We start from the raw sequence: 15743 nt of genomic DNA, 5'->3' as shown, positions 1-15743 counted from the left end.
TTTAACTCATGGAGGTTTTTTTTGTAAAAGGCAGTGGTGGTTCGATGATATAGGCTGACTCAAATTCAGCACAAGGGAGTGGTTTTGAAAATAAATAGCCTTGGCCATAATCACAACCTGCTTGAATAAGCATGTCGCGTTGTTGTTTCGTTTCAATACCTTCGCCAACAACGGTTAACTGCAATTCTTTCGCAATGGCAATAATGCCTTTACACAGGCCATAGCTGCTGGTGCTGGCGGTAAGTTGGGCGATAAAAGCACGATCAATTTTAAGTAGATCTAAATTAAGCTGCTGCAAATACGACAATGATGAATAGCCGACACCAAAATCATCGATGGCGATATTAATGCCTTGCGCGCGAATATCGTTGAGCAGTTGATGCACATTTGCGTCATTTTCGATCACTGCATTTTCAGTAATTTCAATCACTAAACTTTGTTTAGGCAGTTGAATTTCGTCAAGATAGGCAAGCCATTTTCGCAGTAAGTTATCTTCTTGAATAAATTGAGATGGCGAGATATTAATGCTCACGACAATATTTTTATCACTCAGCTTTTGCCACTTTAATGCATCATCGGCGGCTTGTTTCGCGACCCAAAAACCGAGTTCATCCATTAAACCTTCTTCTTCGACGGTATCTAAAAAATCTCCCGGCATGATCAGCCCTTTACTTGGGTGTTGCCAGCGAATAAGCGCTTCAGCTTTGCAAATTTTTTCACTGTGTAAGTTGATAATGGGTTGATAATGCAATTCAAATTCATTGTTTTTCAAGGCGCAGTGTAAATCACTAATCTGCTGTTTTTTATCAGCTAAATAGCGAGACATTTCTTGGTTAAAATAATGGAAGCAGTTTTTACCCTGACGTTTAGACTCGTACATCGCTTGGTCAGCATTTTTTATCAAGCTATCGACGCAACTGCCATCTTGTGGAAATAACGTGATACCTACGCTTGCTGAAACAAGCGCTTCTTGGTCTGCCAAGGTGAAGTTATTAGCAAGCTGCGCCAGTATATTTTGGGTAATATCGTCAATTCTTTCGTGGCGAGCAATGTCGTTAAGCACAACGGTGAATTCATCACCACCAAGTCGAGCAACAAAATCACCAGCCCTTACACAACTGACAATGCGTTCACTCGCTTGTTTTAATAGCATGTCACCTAAGTCATGGCCTAATGAATCATTAACTTGCTTAAAGCCGTCTAAATCAATAAATAATAAGCAAAAGTTTTTTTTATTATCGACCAATCTATTTAAATAACTGTATAAAGAGCGACGATTAGGTAAGCCAGATAACGTATCTTCGTGTGCTTGATGGTGCAATTTGCGGTTAGCATCAGCCAAGGCTTTAGTGCGCTCGACAACTTTTGATTCAAGTGCGCGCTCACGGCTTTCGACAGTTTCGAGCATTGAATTAAAACAGTCGGTTAAATCGCCAATTTCATCAACCGTATCACAAGGTGCTCTAATGGTGTAATCATTGGTGTCGGTTACCTTTTTAGCAACATCAATGAGTTGTGATAAGTGTTTGGTGATCAAACGACTTAATATCAGTGAAAATATCAGGCTCACTATTACGGTGCCAATCACCAATTGCGCGACCAACTTTTTGTAAAAGCTTAGTTTGACATCAACCACTGACTGATCTGAATAAAAGACCAAGCTACCATAATGCTCACCCTCGAGGATTAACGGGGTTTCAACTTTAAAATTATCACTTAATTTTTTTAGATTAACGCCATTTTTATTAACTTGAGCAACCAATTGCTTTTCTTTATCAAAGACGTAGGCACCAAAAATGCCTTCGGTTTCAATTGTTGGGCTGATCAATTCATTAATGGTTTGGGTATCATTAAAAATAATTGCAGCGGTTAAGTTAGGAGAAATAATTGACGACATCAAGGTTAACTTGTCTTGATGATAACGCTCTGCGTCAACCGATTCGAAATAAATTAGCAAACCCGCGGTGACAGATGCCGACAAAATTGAAATAAAGGTCAGTACGTATAAGAACTTATTTCGAATCGAATGTGAGCTAAACCACTTATTCATGAATTATTTACCTTTTTAATTTTACCAAGGCGAATAACGCGTGAACTGAGTTTTATGCCATTTTCTTTAAGTTGCTCGGGGTTAATTTCAAAACGTATTTTACTGCCAATAACAATAAAGTTAATGTGGCCGCCTAAATCGATAAAATCGGCTGACTCACCCACTAATAAGGTGGTTAAGTGTTTTGCAGGCGTGCTTTTATATTGTTCGAATGAGGTATTATCGGTAAAAAATATCGCGTCACAATGACTGTCACTGAGTTGGTTGGTATTTACATGTTCAATTTGAATATGGCGTTCTTTTATTTTTTTGTCGGCTAAGTTTTTTTTGGCGATATCAACAAAGCTGGCAGAAGAGCTACACATTACATAATTGGAATGATTAGCATGAGCTGACAGTGCGTTTTGACTATACAGGGCGAAGTTGTAAAGCAGGCCCGCTTTTAGCGCATACTCCCGCTCAGATGAATGCGCATGCGTGTTAGGCATCGCCATGACGATGAGAAATATGATAAATAAACACCGAGTTATCATCATTTTCAATCCGTTAAAGTTCTACTGAAATTCCTAGAGAAAAACTACGCTCGATAAAAGTACTTATGTCGAATAACTCGTTAGTTCGGTCGTACTCTAAATGGCTTTTTTCTAGTAAATTATTTCCTGTCAGTGATAAAGATAAATTAGGGGTAACGTGCCAGTTCCAACTAATATCAACCACGGTGAAGTTATCAGTTTTATAAATTTCACCATCTTCCCAACGACTTTGAAACATTACATTATGGTTAGTGGTTATGTTTGCAGTATAGGCTAAAAAAACTTGTTTAGTGACACCGCTGAGATTAAGTAGATTATTATCTGTTTGGTAATGGCGTTGATTTACAAAACTTAACCCTAGCATTAAATTACTCTCTGGCGTGGTTTGCCAGTTAGTGACAAATTCACCACCATAGGTTCTGTATTTACTGTTGGTATGGAAGTTAAAATCAATTTGTTGGCTTTGAGTGTACGCAAGAAAACCGTCAATGTCTCGTGCTTGTATTAACGATAAAATAGTGGGCGCAACTGTTGGGTCAACAACAATATCTATTGCGAGTGCATTTTCCGATTTGCTATAAAAAAGTGATAAGTCGGTTTGCCAAGTGTCTTGGTGATATCTGTGGCCAAATTCAGTCGATAGAATATGTTCAGCTTCTATTTCTCGACTGCTGTGCACAAAAGTTTGAATGCGAGTTTCATCAATGATACCAATGCCTGAATTAAAAATTGAGCCAACTTCAAAACCATTAACTTGGGTGTCGTAGTCAAATTCGAGTAGCGAAGGCACACGTACCCCTTGTGATACTGATGTCCACAAAAAGTTAGTGTCACTTGCTTGCCAAGCTAGGCGAATTGACGGTTGTTGCTCCCAATGGCTTAAACTATTGTGTTCAGATTTAATGCCAAGTATCAGGTCAAGCTCATCGGTGATGAGTGGGATGTTAGCTTGAGCAAATAAGCCATAATGTGTGACGTGCTCAACATTGTGTTGGCTGCTGATATATTCACTACCGACAAAAGGGGTTTTGTTATGACGATAGTTTAAACCAACATCTAGTTGAGTTTTTTCAAGCAAAATATTCACTTGGTAGTCGACATCTATATTTTCAAAATTTTCAGTGTAATAAGGTTGTTGACCTTTTTGTTTCGCATAAGATATTTGCAACATTTGATTGGCACTGTCTGAAAGTCGGTTTTCAAGACGTGCCATCAGCAAGCTGTGTTTGCGAAACTGCGGTGTGGCAAATTCTGCGCCTTCAAATGTGCCGGGGTTAGCTAATTCTAGCGTTTGCCCCATTTCTATTTCGGTATAGTCACCTTGCACAAGTAATGAGGTGTCGGCGTTGAAAGAAACATCAAATCGCGCACCTATGCTGTCTTTTTCACCGTAGTCTCGAGCGGTCCATTTTTCAGCTTTATCGGATTTATCAGTACGCTGACTATTGATATAAGCACGATAACTACTGTTTTCACCAATATTTAGATCGCCACCAACTCTAACGCTAGCGTCGTAATCCATGTTAGTTCCGGTGCGTACAGTCGCTTTAACTGAACGGGTGTCGTTCGATATTTTGGTGATAACATTAACAACGCCATTCGTGGCATTTGTGCCCCATAATAAACCGCCTTGGCCGCGAATTATTTCAATGCGTTCAATGTCGTAAACTGGAATGTTTAGCGCTTCCCAATATACACCGGCAAATGACGGGTTGTAGATACTTTGGCCGTCAATCATCACTAACAACCGACTGGTATATCTGCCTGATGAATTTCTAATGCCAATGGCCCATTTATTGTTGTCGATTTTTCTTACTTGCATACCGGGGGCGAGCGTTAAGGCTTGCGCTACGGAAGTAACACCAGAATTAACGATTTGTTCGTTTGAAATGACATAAACAGAAGCGGCCGTTTTTGACGCTTCCTTGGTTCTTTTCATTACTGAGGTAATTTGAACATCTGATGCAAGTAACGAGTCTAAATCGAGGCTTTCAAGTTCGCTACTGCTGGCATACGACAAATACGGAAGAAAAAACAAAATACATACTATTGTTTTTTGCATGACTACAACTCCGAAATCACAATTAATAGAACAACACCCTCCAACAGGTATTGTAAGTATTCAAACTTTGTTCCGAAATGGTTGATCTATCCTAGAATTTTCGAACAAACAACAAACTATTTTGACAAGGATTTTGCTGTTATAAGCGTGTATTCCTTATAAACAGCATACTACAAAATCTGATATTGACAATGATAGTACAATAAATGAACGGTAGATATCTTGAGCTAAAATAAAGTTTGTTTGTTTTTTAAACTGACCTTGTTTAGCAATTAAATGTTGCTCAACCGCGAGTTAAACACGGTAAAGCGAATTTACATCAAAGAAATGGCAATGTTATTTCAGCACCCGCAAATCATTTTTGTTAAATTATCAACAGATGTAAACATGAATGATGAACATGAAAACGACTCCTTTAAAAAGCTCATTAGGTATTTTCCCTAAATCTTGGAGCGAAAAATCGGCAGGTAGAATACCGGGTAACATTCCTATCTGGGTAGGAATTCTGTCTGAGTTAACCGAATTCGGTATTTTTTTTGCGGCTTATTTTATCGCAAAATTTTATTATCCCGAACCTTTTGTTGAAGGTCCGCAAAGCTTAAATACCTCTCTAGGTGTTGCTAATACCATCGTTTTATTGGCGAGTAGTTATTTTATGGCGAAAGCGATGAGCTACATCCGCTTAGGCAATACCGCAAAATGTGAGCGTTATTTATGGTTAGCGCTTTTTTGTGGCTGTACCTATTTGGTGATTAAAACCTACGAATTTCATTGGAATGATCTACAAGGTTTTAGTACCAATACCAGCGAGTTTTTCACTGTGTACTATTACATGACTTTTAATCACTTTTTACATGTAGGTTGGGCGTCGTGCGCTATTTTGTGGGTGATTTTGCGATTAAGAGCAGGAGCTTATAGCGCTGAAAATAATGTCGGTTTGGAAGCCTTAGCGGTTTATTGGCACATGATAGATCTGATGTGGATCTTAATTTTCCCCTTATTGTATGTATTGAGGTAACTAATATGTCTAAACGATTTGGTCAGCTTGAGTGGTTTTTATTTACCTTAATTGCTATTACCTTGTTTAATACCTTTTTAGGGGAAAAATTTGACTCCACGGTATTGGTTAGCGTGTTAATTGCGCTGACCGTTACTTACAAAGGTTTTGTGGTTATTGATCATTTTATGGAGCTAAAAGAAGGGCATAATAAACTTCGATTTTTAATGAAGCTGTACTTTTTGATCTTTCCCTCGCTCATTATTGTTAGTGCGTTTTATTAGGTGCTGCTGGTATTTATGTCCTCAGTATAAAAAACTTGTATAAAATATTTTCCATTAAAGGATAAATAGTAAACAAAATATTTGTCCTTTTATTCAGACAACGCGCAAGTTATTGGTAGCATGATTGTAAAAAACAGCTACGGATAGATAAGTGCATAGTGATATTTCAATTTCCCGCCTAAAAATGTTTCCGCAATTAATGTGGATCTTACTCTTTGGCTCTTTTATTACCCGTGGCAGCTATTACATGGTTTGGCCATTTCTTGCAGTGATCTTGTATGAAAACTTTACTTTGTCGGCAACCGAAGTTGGTTTGGTGTTATCAAATGCTGCGGTTATTTCGGTACTCTTTAGTTTTTTAGGCAGTGCGCTGTCTGACCGTATTGGTCGTCACCAGCTGATGTACCTTAGCGGTATTTTATACATCATTTCGTTTTCATTACTCGCAGAGGTTTCGACACTGACTGGCTATGTGGTGGTGATCACACTATGTTCTATCGCCACAGCGCTTTGGCGACCTCTGACTTCTGCGCTAATTGGCGACATTATCGACGATGAAAAAACACGTGAATTGGCGATGCAATCGCTTTATTTTATCGTTAATGTTGGCTGTGCAATCGGGCCCATTGTTGGCGTTTGGCTTGGCTTAACGGGCGAACAGTCAAGCTTTTATATTACCGCTGGCGCGTTTGCTTTTTTGTTAGTACTACTTTATTGGGGTTTTGCTCGTCACGGCGTTATTAAAACAAGTGCCAGTGCCAATGTCAGTAACGCTGAATCAGTTGAAGATGCCTCATTACTGAAAGGTGAACTGAAAAGTGAGCGGAATAGTGAACTGAAAACGCGTAAAACAACGGGCAAAGCTAAATCACGCAGCCAACTAATGACGATTTTGTTGGAAGATAAATTACTGCAATGTTTAATTGCCGCCAATATTTTGTGCATGTTTATTTATGCGCAAATGGACAGCTCGTTAATTCAATACTTAACGCGAGCGCAAGTGCCTGATTTGCTAACGCTTATTTCTTCGATGATATTTGTTAATGCGCTTGTGATCATTTCATCGCAATTTGTGTTGCTGAAAATGTTGTCGAGCTTGACGTTAGTCAACCGAATTCAAGTTGGTTTGGTTTTATTGATGCTGTCGCAGTTTTGGCTGGCGGTCAATCCGATGGATTTATTTTGGGGTTGGATTGGCGCAATTGTGGTTATGAGCTTAGCGGAAGCTATTTTATTTCCAAGCATGAATGTTCACATCGATCGTATTGCGCCAGACCACCTTCGTGGAGCCTATTTTGGTGCGGCATCGTTTTACGAGTTTGGTTTTGCTATTGCACCACTTGGTGGCGGCATTATTTTAGATCACCTTGGTGGTTTCTGGTTATTTGTTGCCACAGGTGTTTTAACGGTAGTGGTAATGTACTTATATGCGATTTTAGAAAAGTTACCGCGACCTGACTTTGTGAACATGGCGACTAGTTTTGCTAGCAAAAAGGAAACAACAAGAATTAGCTAAGTAACCTGAACTCGGTTTAAGAGATATTTAACTAGTTGAAATATAACATCATATTTTTCATGTTAACCTCTAGCTTGCTAGTTTTTCTTACTTCAAGGCAAATTTACGCGTCAATAGCTGGTCACGGCTTTGGTTCGTACGTCGCTCTACCTTCCACATCCATGTGGGCGTATTGCAAGTGAATTTAACGCGGAAGTTAGTAAAAGTAGCGGCTAGAGAAGTATTTATTAAGCCGAGCTCAGGTTAAGTACTTTTATTGAAAAACAAAAAAGGTCAGTATTGCTACTGACCTTTTACTGTTTTTATTTGTTATTTGTCGTCTATTTCTTTTTACTACGTTTAGCTTGTTTTTTCGCTTTGGCTTTTTTCTGCGCCGCTGATTTTTTCACTTTCGCTTTCTTTTGCGGTATGCGTGCTTCTTTGTTTTTAGGGCGAAGCTCTTCAATCACTCTTCGCGGTAGGCGCTCATCAACAAAGCGTTCAATTTTTGCAATCACCGGCATATCATGTGCTTCAACTAACGAAATTGCAGTACCTTTATTACCCGCACGCCCTGTACGACCAATGCGGTGCAAATAAATATCGGCTTTACGTGGCATATCAAAGTTAATCACGTGGGTAATATCGTCAATATCTAAACCACGCGCGGCAACATCGGTAGCAACCATAATATTCACTTTAGCGTCTTTTAATCGATCAACCGCGTTCATGCGTTTGTCTTGTGGCATTTTGCCTTCAAGCCATGCACACGGCAATTCTTCAGCGTATAATTTACCTGAAAGGTATTGCACTGTTTCGCGTTTATTCGCAAAAACTACTGCACGCTTTACGTCTTCTTGGCGAAGAATGTTCAGTAGTAAATTAACTTTGTGATCAAAACTGTCAGCTAAGTGAAGCCATTGATGAATTTTGGCTTTTTCTTTGCGAGAAGGGTTCGACTCTAAAAATACCGGATCGGTTAATACTTCTTTTGAAAACTTAATAACACCTGCGCCCGACAAGGTTGCCGAAAACAACATGGTTTGTTTACGCCAGCGTGCTTCACCGACAATACGATCAATGCTTTCAGCAAAGCCCATATCAAGCATACGATCTGCTTCATCAATGATCAGAATTTCAATTTCTCTTGCGTCAAACTGCTCGTTTTCAATGTATTCCATTAAACGGCCTGGCGTGGCAACAAGAATATCTGTGGTGCTGGTTAAAATTTCTTTGTGGCTACCGTAATTTACCCCACCAGTAATAACGCCAGACTTGATTTTAGTTAGCGCGGTAAGCTTTTCGGCATCTTCATGAATTTGCAAAGCAAGTTCGCGAGTTGGCGTAAGTACTAAAACACGAGGGAAGCCCGGCTTAGTTCTTGGGTAATCTAATAAATGCTGAGCGGCAGGTAGTAAAAATGCAGCAGTTTTACCTGTGCCTGTAGGTGCCGAGGCTAATACATCTTTTCCTGTCATGGCTTCTGGCACAACAAGTTGTTGAATTGATGTTGGCTTTTTAAAGCCGATATTATTAATAGCACCTAATAATGCTTGGTCTAAATCAAACTGCTCAAACATGTTAAAAAATTTCACTGGTCTTAAAGTTGTGCAGATTATAGTGGAAAGGGCACCTTATACCAATTGAAATACGTAATAAATCGTTAGGTAAATTTATCAGTGCAAACAAACAAGTACATTTTTGATAATACGGCGCGATTTGCTTTCATTATTCATGTTAGCAAGCGCGTGAGTTTTATATCAATTTGGCTCTACTAACTTGCTAAAATATCAGCAATTTCATCGCTAATTTGCTGACACCACGTTTGAATACGTTGCTCAGACAACTGATATTGATTGTCTTCATCAAGTGCTAAGCCAACAAACTGAGTGCCGTCATCATTAAGTGCTTTTGAGGCGGCAAATTCATAGCTTTCATCGTTCGGCCAATAACCGATAACGTAAGCGCCTTGTGCTTGAACCACTTCATGCAGCATGCCTAATGCATCTTGAAACCAATCGGTATAGCCTATTTGATCGCCCATGCCATAAAGTGCGACGATTTTTCCTGACAAATCGAGCTGCTCCAAATCCGCCCAATGGCTTTCCCAGTCTTCTTGCAGTTCACCGTAATCCCACGTCGAAATACCTAATATAAGTAAGTCGTATTGGCTACAGTGGCTAAGTGGAATGTCTTTAATATTGAAAATATCGACTTGCTGCTCGCCCAATTCTAGTTGAATTTTTTCTGCCGCCATTTCGCTGTAGCAGGTGGTAGAGCCGTAGAACAAACCAATTTTCATTTCATACTTCTTATACTAATTGTCTATGGGCGCGCATTTTATCAGACACTTCCAAGCCAATGCTAGCAGTTCTGCAACGGTTTATTCTCAAGATAAGATCGTGTTAGAATTAGCGACTCATATTTAAGCGAATTCGCTTGGACAATAAATTAGTTTTTGTTAACGCCAATGCAACTTTTCTCACGCTTCTCGGGTCTTATCGGTTAGTGATGATTAAATGTTTATGCGCGGTGTTAGCGTGTTAGGAAATTCCATGTTGAAAAAATTACTCTTAGTATTAACGGTAGCTTTTGCTGCTTGTTCGGCGATTGTTTTTGCCTTTGATGAACCAACAAAAAGCCAAGCAACTGCCACGGGTACGTTAGATGAAGCTTATTTAAAAGAAAAACTGTCTAAAAACTTAGGTATAGGCATTAACAAAGTCGAAGCAACACCGCTTGCTGGCATTGCATTAGTGATGACCGATGAAGGTTCATTTTATGCAAGTTACGACGGTAGCTTTTTCATTCAAGGAAAAATTTACGACTTATCAGGCCCACAAGCGGTTGATTTATCAGACGCTAGCTTAGCAAAATTGCGTGTTGAAGGTATGAAACGCTTTGCCAACGATATGATTGTTTACCCTGCGGAAAATGAAAAACACGTGATTACTGTATTTACCGATATTACCTGTGGCTACTGTCGCCAAATGCACAAGCAAATGGATCAATATAACGACTTAGGCATTACCGTGCGCTACCTTGCCTATCCGCGCTCTGGTGTTACCGACCGAAATGGTAACTTATCGCAAGGGTACAAAGATTTAAATTCTATTTGGTGCCATGAAGACCCAGCTAAGGCATTAACTAAAGCGAAAAATGGTGGCAATGTAGCACAGCGTATTTGTGACAAACCCATTAAAGAAGAGTTTGATTTTGGTCGCCAAGTGGGTGTAAACGGAACACCGGCAATTATTTTAGCTGACGGTAATATGATCCCAGGTTATCAACCACCTGAGCGTTTAATTCAAGTGCTAGAAAATATGTAAGCAAGTTTTTTCAAAAAGAAAATGGTAAGTTAACGCTTACCATTTTTTTTGGCCAATTTTCGAAACGGTAAACAAACATAATGCAAAAACAGGTGGTGCGCCGAGCACATAGTGAAGACAGTTTTCTTCCTGAGTTTCTTCACCCAACGATCAAACAAATTTATGCCAGTCGTGGTATTAACCAAGCGCAAGAGCTTGACTTAAATGTTAAGCAAATGGTCGCTATCGACAGCCTTAAGGGCTTGCCTCAAGCCTGCCAATTATTGCACGAGGCTTTTAAAGCGCAGAAAAAAATTATTGTTGTTGGTGATTTTGACGCCGATGGCGCGACTTCTACGGCACTAATGATGGAAGCACTGACCATGCTAGGTAGCAATAATCACAGCTTTTTAGTGCCCAATCGTTTTGAATATGGCTACGGTTTAACTCCTGAAATTGTTGAAATTGCCGCAAGCCAAGGCGCGCAGTTATTAGTAACTGTAGATAACGGTATTAGTTGTATTGCGGGTGTGGAAAAAGCAAAAGCGTTGGGTTTACAAGTGCTGATAACTGATCATCATTTACCCGGACATGCGGTACCTGACGCTGACGCGATTGTCAACCCGAATCAAAGAGGCTGTAATTTTGCTAGCAAGTCTCTAGCCGGCGTTGGCGTGGCATTTTATTTAATGTTAGCGCTACGTAAACATCTGCGAGATCACAATTGGTTTACCGACAATACAATCGCTGAGCCAAATATTGCCTCGTTATTAGACTTGGTTGCGCTGGGCACCGTCGCCGATGTGGTCTCGCTTGATAACAATAATCGCATTTTGGTTGAGCAAGGCTTAAAACGCATTCGCGCTGGCGCGACTCGTCCGGGGATTCAAGCTCTGATTGAAATTGCCGGCAAAAACCAACAGCAACTTGTCGCCAGTGATTTTGGTTTTGCACTCGGCCCTAGAATTAATGCTGCAGGGCGATTAGACGATATGGCGTATGGCATAAATTGCTTATTATCCAAAGATCTCATGTCGGCCCGCGCCATGGCAGCCGATCTTGACGACCTAAACAAAGCCCGTCGTGAAATTGAACAAGGCATGCAGGTAGAAGCCGAAACCGTTTTAAAGCAACTGAATTTTTCTGAAGAAAATTTACCATTTGCTATCGCTTTATACCAAAAAGATTGGCACCAAGGGGTTATTGGTATTGTTGCCGGCAGATTAAAGGAAAAATTTCATCGTCCTAGCATTGTGTTTGCACTAGGAAGCGACGACGAAACTGTAGATGAAAATGCTGAAATTAAAGGTTCAGCGCGCTCTATTCCCGGCTTACACATTCGAGATTTATTAGAACATATTAGCGGCCAACATCCGGGGCTTATCGTTAAATTTGGCGGTCATGCCATGGCGGCAGGTTTATCCATTAAGGCTAATGATTTTACTCGCTTTCAGCAAATCTTTGTTGAAACAGCGCAGGCGTGGATAAAACCAGAAGATTTACACGGTGTGATAATGTCTGATGGCGCGTTAGCCACTAACGAAATGACCCTTGATTTTGCTCACCAATTAAGAAACGCTGGGCCGTGGGGACAAAATTTTTCAGAGCCGATCTTTGATGATCATTTTGAGCTTGTTCAGCAACGAATTGTTGGTGAAAAACACTTAAAACTCGTGGTTGAAAAAGATCAGCAAATTTTTGATGCCATCGCCTTTAATGTTGACCTTAAGCGCTGGCCTAACAACAAAGCGAAAAAAGTACACTTGGCCTATAAGCTCGACATCAACGAATTTCGCGGCAAACAAAGTGTGCAGCTACTAGTTGACTTTATTGAAGCGGTTTAACCGTTGCAAGTTATAAGCTACAAGATGCAAGTTCTAAGTTAAAAGCTGCAAGTTAAAAGCGGCAAGTTAAAAGCCATAAGTTACAAGTTGAAAGTTACAAGCAGCAAGGGATAAGAATAAACTGCAAGTTTTAAGCGGCAAGTTGGAAATTAGAAATTAGAAGCTAACTAATTATCATACTCAAACCAGAGCTCTTTTCTTTTTAATGGCGTTTTAGTGGGTAGGTTAGGGTTGTTGATGTTAAATAATTGGCGTGTATTTAATTTGGCATTAGCAACATGTTTTGCGTAATAGCGGTTAAAAATTTGTTGTAATTGCTGATTATTTACCATCATTTCTAGCCCAGTGGTTAGTCGCTGCGCAAGCCGTTTTTCATTGGGTGATACAAAAATATAAAATGGCGCAGGAATATGTAAGGCGATAGTGGGCTCAATTACCAAGTTGGTGAGCTCAGATTGATGCCTTGCTAGCTCAGTATAAATCTCATTGATACCGCGTGGAATATAATCAACTCGGCCGCTAGATAACATATAAAACAGCCCGTCGTAAGTATTTGCTTCAACTACTTTAAAGCCTTGTTCTTTCAGTAAATGGGTAGTTGCCCAACCAGAGCGTAAACCAATTTTAAGTTGTTTTAGCTGATCTAAAGTTTTAATGTTTTCAAAGTGCTTCAGCTTTTCTTCGGTGGTAAAAAGTAGTCGATAATTAAGAATTCCACGGCGTATAGGAATGCGAATAGCCGTGGTGTAGTGTTCCCACTTATTTGTTGTTATCGCAAAAAAGGTATTAATGGTTTGACCTGAATTGACTTCTAAAATAGCGCGGTCTATTGAGGTGGCAGGCCCTTGTGTCACTATGTCGTAAGCGCCATATGTCGCTTCGGTTAACCGCAGTGCGCTATGGAGTATTTCCATTTTATATTGCGTTTGAATACTGCTGCGCGATTTACCTTTATTAACACGAACAATATCAATGGCCAAGGCATAGGTCGTGTTAAACAGCATTAAAAAAACTGCAACAATGGCAAATCTAACGGTGAAGCGCTTAGTCATTATTATCCTTGTTATAAGCCGATAAATCACATCTATTAAAGAGTAGCAAACAAATAGCGAATATGCCGTTCGTCGCAAAAATGAATATATTAGCAAAACCTAATGTAAATCATGTAAACTTTGTTCTAGAACAGTTTTTGTGCACATTAGGGCTTAATTTGCGCTAAAAGTTTGCCTAAACTTACCGTAATAAATTACATATATTGTATTTAGGGGAGTAACTATGTTCATCAATATGAGTCTGGTTTTCATTTGTTTTTTATTGCTAGGGTTTTCGAGTATTAGTGTTGCACACACAGTTGCTGATAACGCGATACAGGAAAAAGTGACACAGGGCAAAGTCGCACTAGAGAAAAAAGCACTGACTAATGAAGCTAAAGCAATCGTCAAACAATTTGCCGGTCAGTTAAAACCGCAGCTTAAACAAGCGATAAAATCTGGTGGTTTTGAACATGCGGTGCAAGTATGTTCGGTGCAAGCGCCAAAAATAGCACAACAATTATCAATGCAAACCGGTTGGTCAGTAAAACGTATTAGTTTAAAGGCGCGAAATGCAAGTGCAGCAGAGCCTAACGAATTCGAACGAGGTGTTTTAGAAAAATTTAACAAGCGCCAACAAGCGGGTGAGCCGGCGGCAAAAATTGCTTATGCTAAGCTTAGTGAAGGTAAATATCAATTTATCAAAGCGCAAGGGGTACAAGGCTTGTGTTTAAATTGTCATGGTCAAAATATCACACCTGAAGTAAAACAAGTGTTGAATAAGTATTACCCAAACGACAAAGCGACAGGTTATGAACTCGGACAAATTCGCGGTGCATTTAGCCTTACTAAACGCTTATGATTTTCTGTTAATTTTTTATCAACAAAAAGCAAATATTTCATAACGAATCTGTCGTTTATTTACCCCGTAAATTACGCTACAATGCGCGACTATTTTATTTCTTCTGATCAAGCTAAGTAGCCTATTAAAATAATGTTTGAAGTTAATCCAGTTTTAAATAAATTAAAAGAAGTTCGTGAGCGTACCCAAATGCTTAGGGGGTACCTTTGACTACGATCTTAAAGCCGAGCGTTTAGTTGAAGTTACGCGCGAATTAGAAGCGCCTGAAATTTGGAATGAACCAGAACGAGCTCAAGCATTAGGGCGTGAACGTGCCTCATTAGAAGAAGTGGTGAAAACCATCGAAACCTTAGAGTCAGGTTGTGATGATGTTGAAGGATTAGTAGAGCTTGCTGTTGAAGAAGAAGACCAAGAAACCTTTGCAGATGCAGAAGCCGAAGCGAACGACTTAGATGAAAGTTTACAAAAACTGGAATTTCGCCGCATGTTCTCGGGCGAGCAAGACAGCAACGATTGTTACTTAGATATTCAGTCAGGCTCTGGTGGCACCGAAGCGCAAGATTGGGCTGAAATGTTAATGCGTATGTATTTACGTTGGGGTGAAGCGCACGGTTATAAAACCGAAGCGATTGAAGTAACCCCGGGCGATGTTGCCGGCATTAAAGGTTGCACCATTAAATATACTGGTGATTACGCTTATGGTTGGTTACGTACTGAAACTGGTGTGCATCGCTTAGTACGAAAATCGCCATTTGACTCAAGTGGTCGTCGTCATACCTCGTTTGCTTCAGCGTTTATCTACCCTGAAATCGACGACAATATTGATATTGACATTAACCCGGCTGATTTGCGCATTGATACTTTCCGCGCATCAGGGGCAGGTGGTCAGCACGTTAACAAAACAGACTCGGCGATTCGTATTACTCACGAACCAACCGGTGCGGTAGTGGCGTGTCAGGCAGATCGCTCGCAGCATAAAAACCGTGCCACCGCGATGAAGCTTTTAAAAGCTAAATTGTATGAAATGGAAATGCAAAAACAAAATGCAGACAAACAAGCCTTAGAAGAAGGTAAGTCTGACATCGGTTGGGGTAGTCAAATTCGTTCTTACGTATTAGACGACAGCCGCATTAAAGATTTAAGAACCGGCGTTGAAAACCGTAATACGCAAGCGGTACTTGACGGTGATTTAGATAGATTTATTGAAGCATCACTAAAATCAGGTTTATAAATTTATTAACGCGTTGTTATTAAACATAACTTCTGCGTCGAATATG

Annotated in this window: 13 protein-coding genes; 7 read left to right on the top strand and 6 right to left on the bottom strand. The window is 39.9% G+C overall.

Features of this window, described 5'->3' with window-relative positions; genetic code table 11:
* Position 1: 1 nt before the first annotated feature.
* Genes ACRRSQ_RS10825 through ACRRSQ_RS10815 form a run of 3 tightly spaced genes read right to left on the bottom strand, consistent with a single transcriptional unit; the run spans position 2 to position 4645 of the window.
* Positions 2-2050: an EAL domain-containing protein gene (locus ACRRSQ_RS10825; protein ID WP_440875749.1), complete on the bottom strand. Its 2049-nt coding sequence runs from the start codon at positions 2048-2050 to the stop codon at positions 2-4.
* A complete protein-coding gene (locus tag ACRRSQ_RS10820) occupies positions 2047-2586 on the bottom strand; it encodes a YfiR family protein (protein ID WP_440875748.1) in 540 nt (179 codons plus the stop codon). The genes ACRRSQ_RS10825 and ACRRSQ_RS10820 overlap by 4 nt, the downstream gene beginning before the upstream one ends.
* Before the next feature lie 10 nt (positions 2587-2596).
* Positions 2597-4645 carry a TonB-dependent receptor plug domain-containing protein gene (locus ACRRSQ_RS10815; RefSeq protein ID WP_440875747.1) on the bottom strand — a complete coding sequence of 683 codons (2049 nt, stop codon included), beginning with the start codon at positions 4643-4645 and terminating at the stop codon, positions 2597-2599.
* 400 nt (positions 4646-5045) lie between these two features.
* Between ACRRSQ_RS10815 and ACRRSQ_RS10810 the strand changes: the two genes are divergently transcribed.
* The 3 genes from ACRRSQ_RS10810 to ACRRSQ_RS10800 all read left to right on the top strand — a co-directional run bounded on the left by ACRRSQ_RS10810 (position 5046) and on the right by ACRRSQ_RS10800 (position 7442).
* Positions 5046-5663 (top strand): cytochrome c oxidase subunit 3 family protein, encoded by a 618-nt coding sequence (locus ACRRSQ_RS10810; RefSeq protein WP_440875746.1) that lies wholly within the window; start codon positions 5046-5048, stop codon positions 5661-5663.
* Between the two features lie 5 nt (positions 5664-5668).
* Positions 5669-5926: a cytochrome C oxidase subunit IV family protein gene (locus tag ACRRSQ_RS10805; RefSeq protein ID WP_440875745.1), complete on the top strand. Its 258-nt coding sequence runs from the start codon at positions 5669-5671 to the stop codon at positions 5924-5926.
* Positions 5927-6077: 151 nt separating this feature from the next.
* Positions 6078-7442, top strand: coding sequence for an MFS transporter (locus ACRRSQ_RS10800; protein WP_440875744.1), 1365 nt, complete (start codon positions 6078-6080; stop codon positions 7440-7442).
* 320 nt (positions 7443-7762) lie between these two features.
* Here ACRRSQ_RS10800 and srmB read toward each other — a convergent pair whose 3' ends face one another.
* Together srmB and fldB are read right to left on the bottom strand one after the other, a co-directional pair.
* Positions 7763-9001, bottom strand: a complete 1239-nt coding sequence (gene srmB, locus ACRRSQ_RS10795; protein ID WP_440875743.1) for an ATP-dependent RNA helicase SrmB — start codon at positions 8999-9001, stop codon at positions 7763-7765.
* A 194-nt stretch (positions 9002-9195) separates the two neighbouring features.
* Entirely contained in the window at positions 9196-9723 is a 528-nt protein-coding gene (gene fldB / locus ACRRSQ_RS10790) for a flavodoxin FldB (protein WP_440875742.1), read from the bottom strand.
* Positions 9724-9976: 253 nt separating this feature from the next.
* Between fldB and dsbC the strand changes: the two genes are divergently transcribed.
* Complete coding sequence (dsbC, locus tag ACRRSQ_RS10785) at positions 9977-10750, top strand: bifunctional protein-disulfide isomerase/oxidoreductase DsbC (RefSeq protein WP_440875741.1); 774 nt, start codon at positions 9977-9979, stop codon at positions 10748-10750.
* An 80-nt stretch (positions 10751-10830) separates the two neighbouring features.
* Complete coding sequence (gene recJ / locus ACRRSQ_RS10780; protein ID WP_440875740.1) at positions 10831-12573, top strand: single-stranded-DNA-specific exonuclease RecJ; 1743 nt, start codon at positions 10831-10833, stop codon at positions 12571-12573.
* Between the two features lie 167 nt (positions 12574-12740).
* Here recJ and ACRRSQ_RS10775 read toward each other — a convergent pair whose 3' ends face one another.
* Positions 12741-13625, bottom strand: a complete 885-nt coding sequence (locus ACRRSQ_RS10775; RefSeq protein WP_440875739.1) for a substrate-binding periplasmic protein — start codon at positions 13623-13625, stop codon at positions 12741-12743.
* Between the two features lie 223 nt (positions 13626-13848).
* Here ACRRSQ_RS10775 and ACRRSQ_RS10770 point away from each other — a divergent pair, with 223 nt between their 5' ends.
* Together ACRRSQ_RS10770 and prfB are read left to right on the top strand one after the other, a co-directional pair.
* The gene (locus tag ACRRSQ_RS10770; RefSeq protein ID WP_440875738.1) at positions 13849-14466 is read left to right on the top strand and encodes a Tll0287-like domain-containing protein; all 618 of its coding nucleotides are present in this window, start codon (positions 13849-13851) and stop codon (positions 14464-14466) included.
* Positions 14467-14598: 132 nt separating this feature from the next.
* Positions 14599-15697, top strand: a protein-coding gene (prfB, locus tag ACRRSQ_RS10765) for a peptide chain release factor 2 (RefSeq protein WP_440875737.1) whose coding sequence is annotated in 2 segments (ribosomal slippage) — positions 14599-14673 and positions 14675-15697 — 1098 coding nt in all. Because the reading frame shifts where the segments join, the coding sequence is not laid out codon by codon here.
* The last annotated feature ends 46 nt before the right edge of the window (positions 15698-15743 follow it).

This window comes from Thalassotalea sp. PLHSN55 (assembly GCF_052030545.1).
GTDB lineage: Bacteria > Pseudomonadota > Gammaproteobacteria > Enterobacterales > Alteromonadaceae > CANMXU01.
Note: the sequence above shows the minus strand (reverse complement) of the source record. Positions and strands in the feature narration are given on the sequence as shown.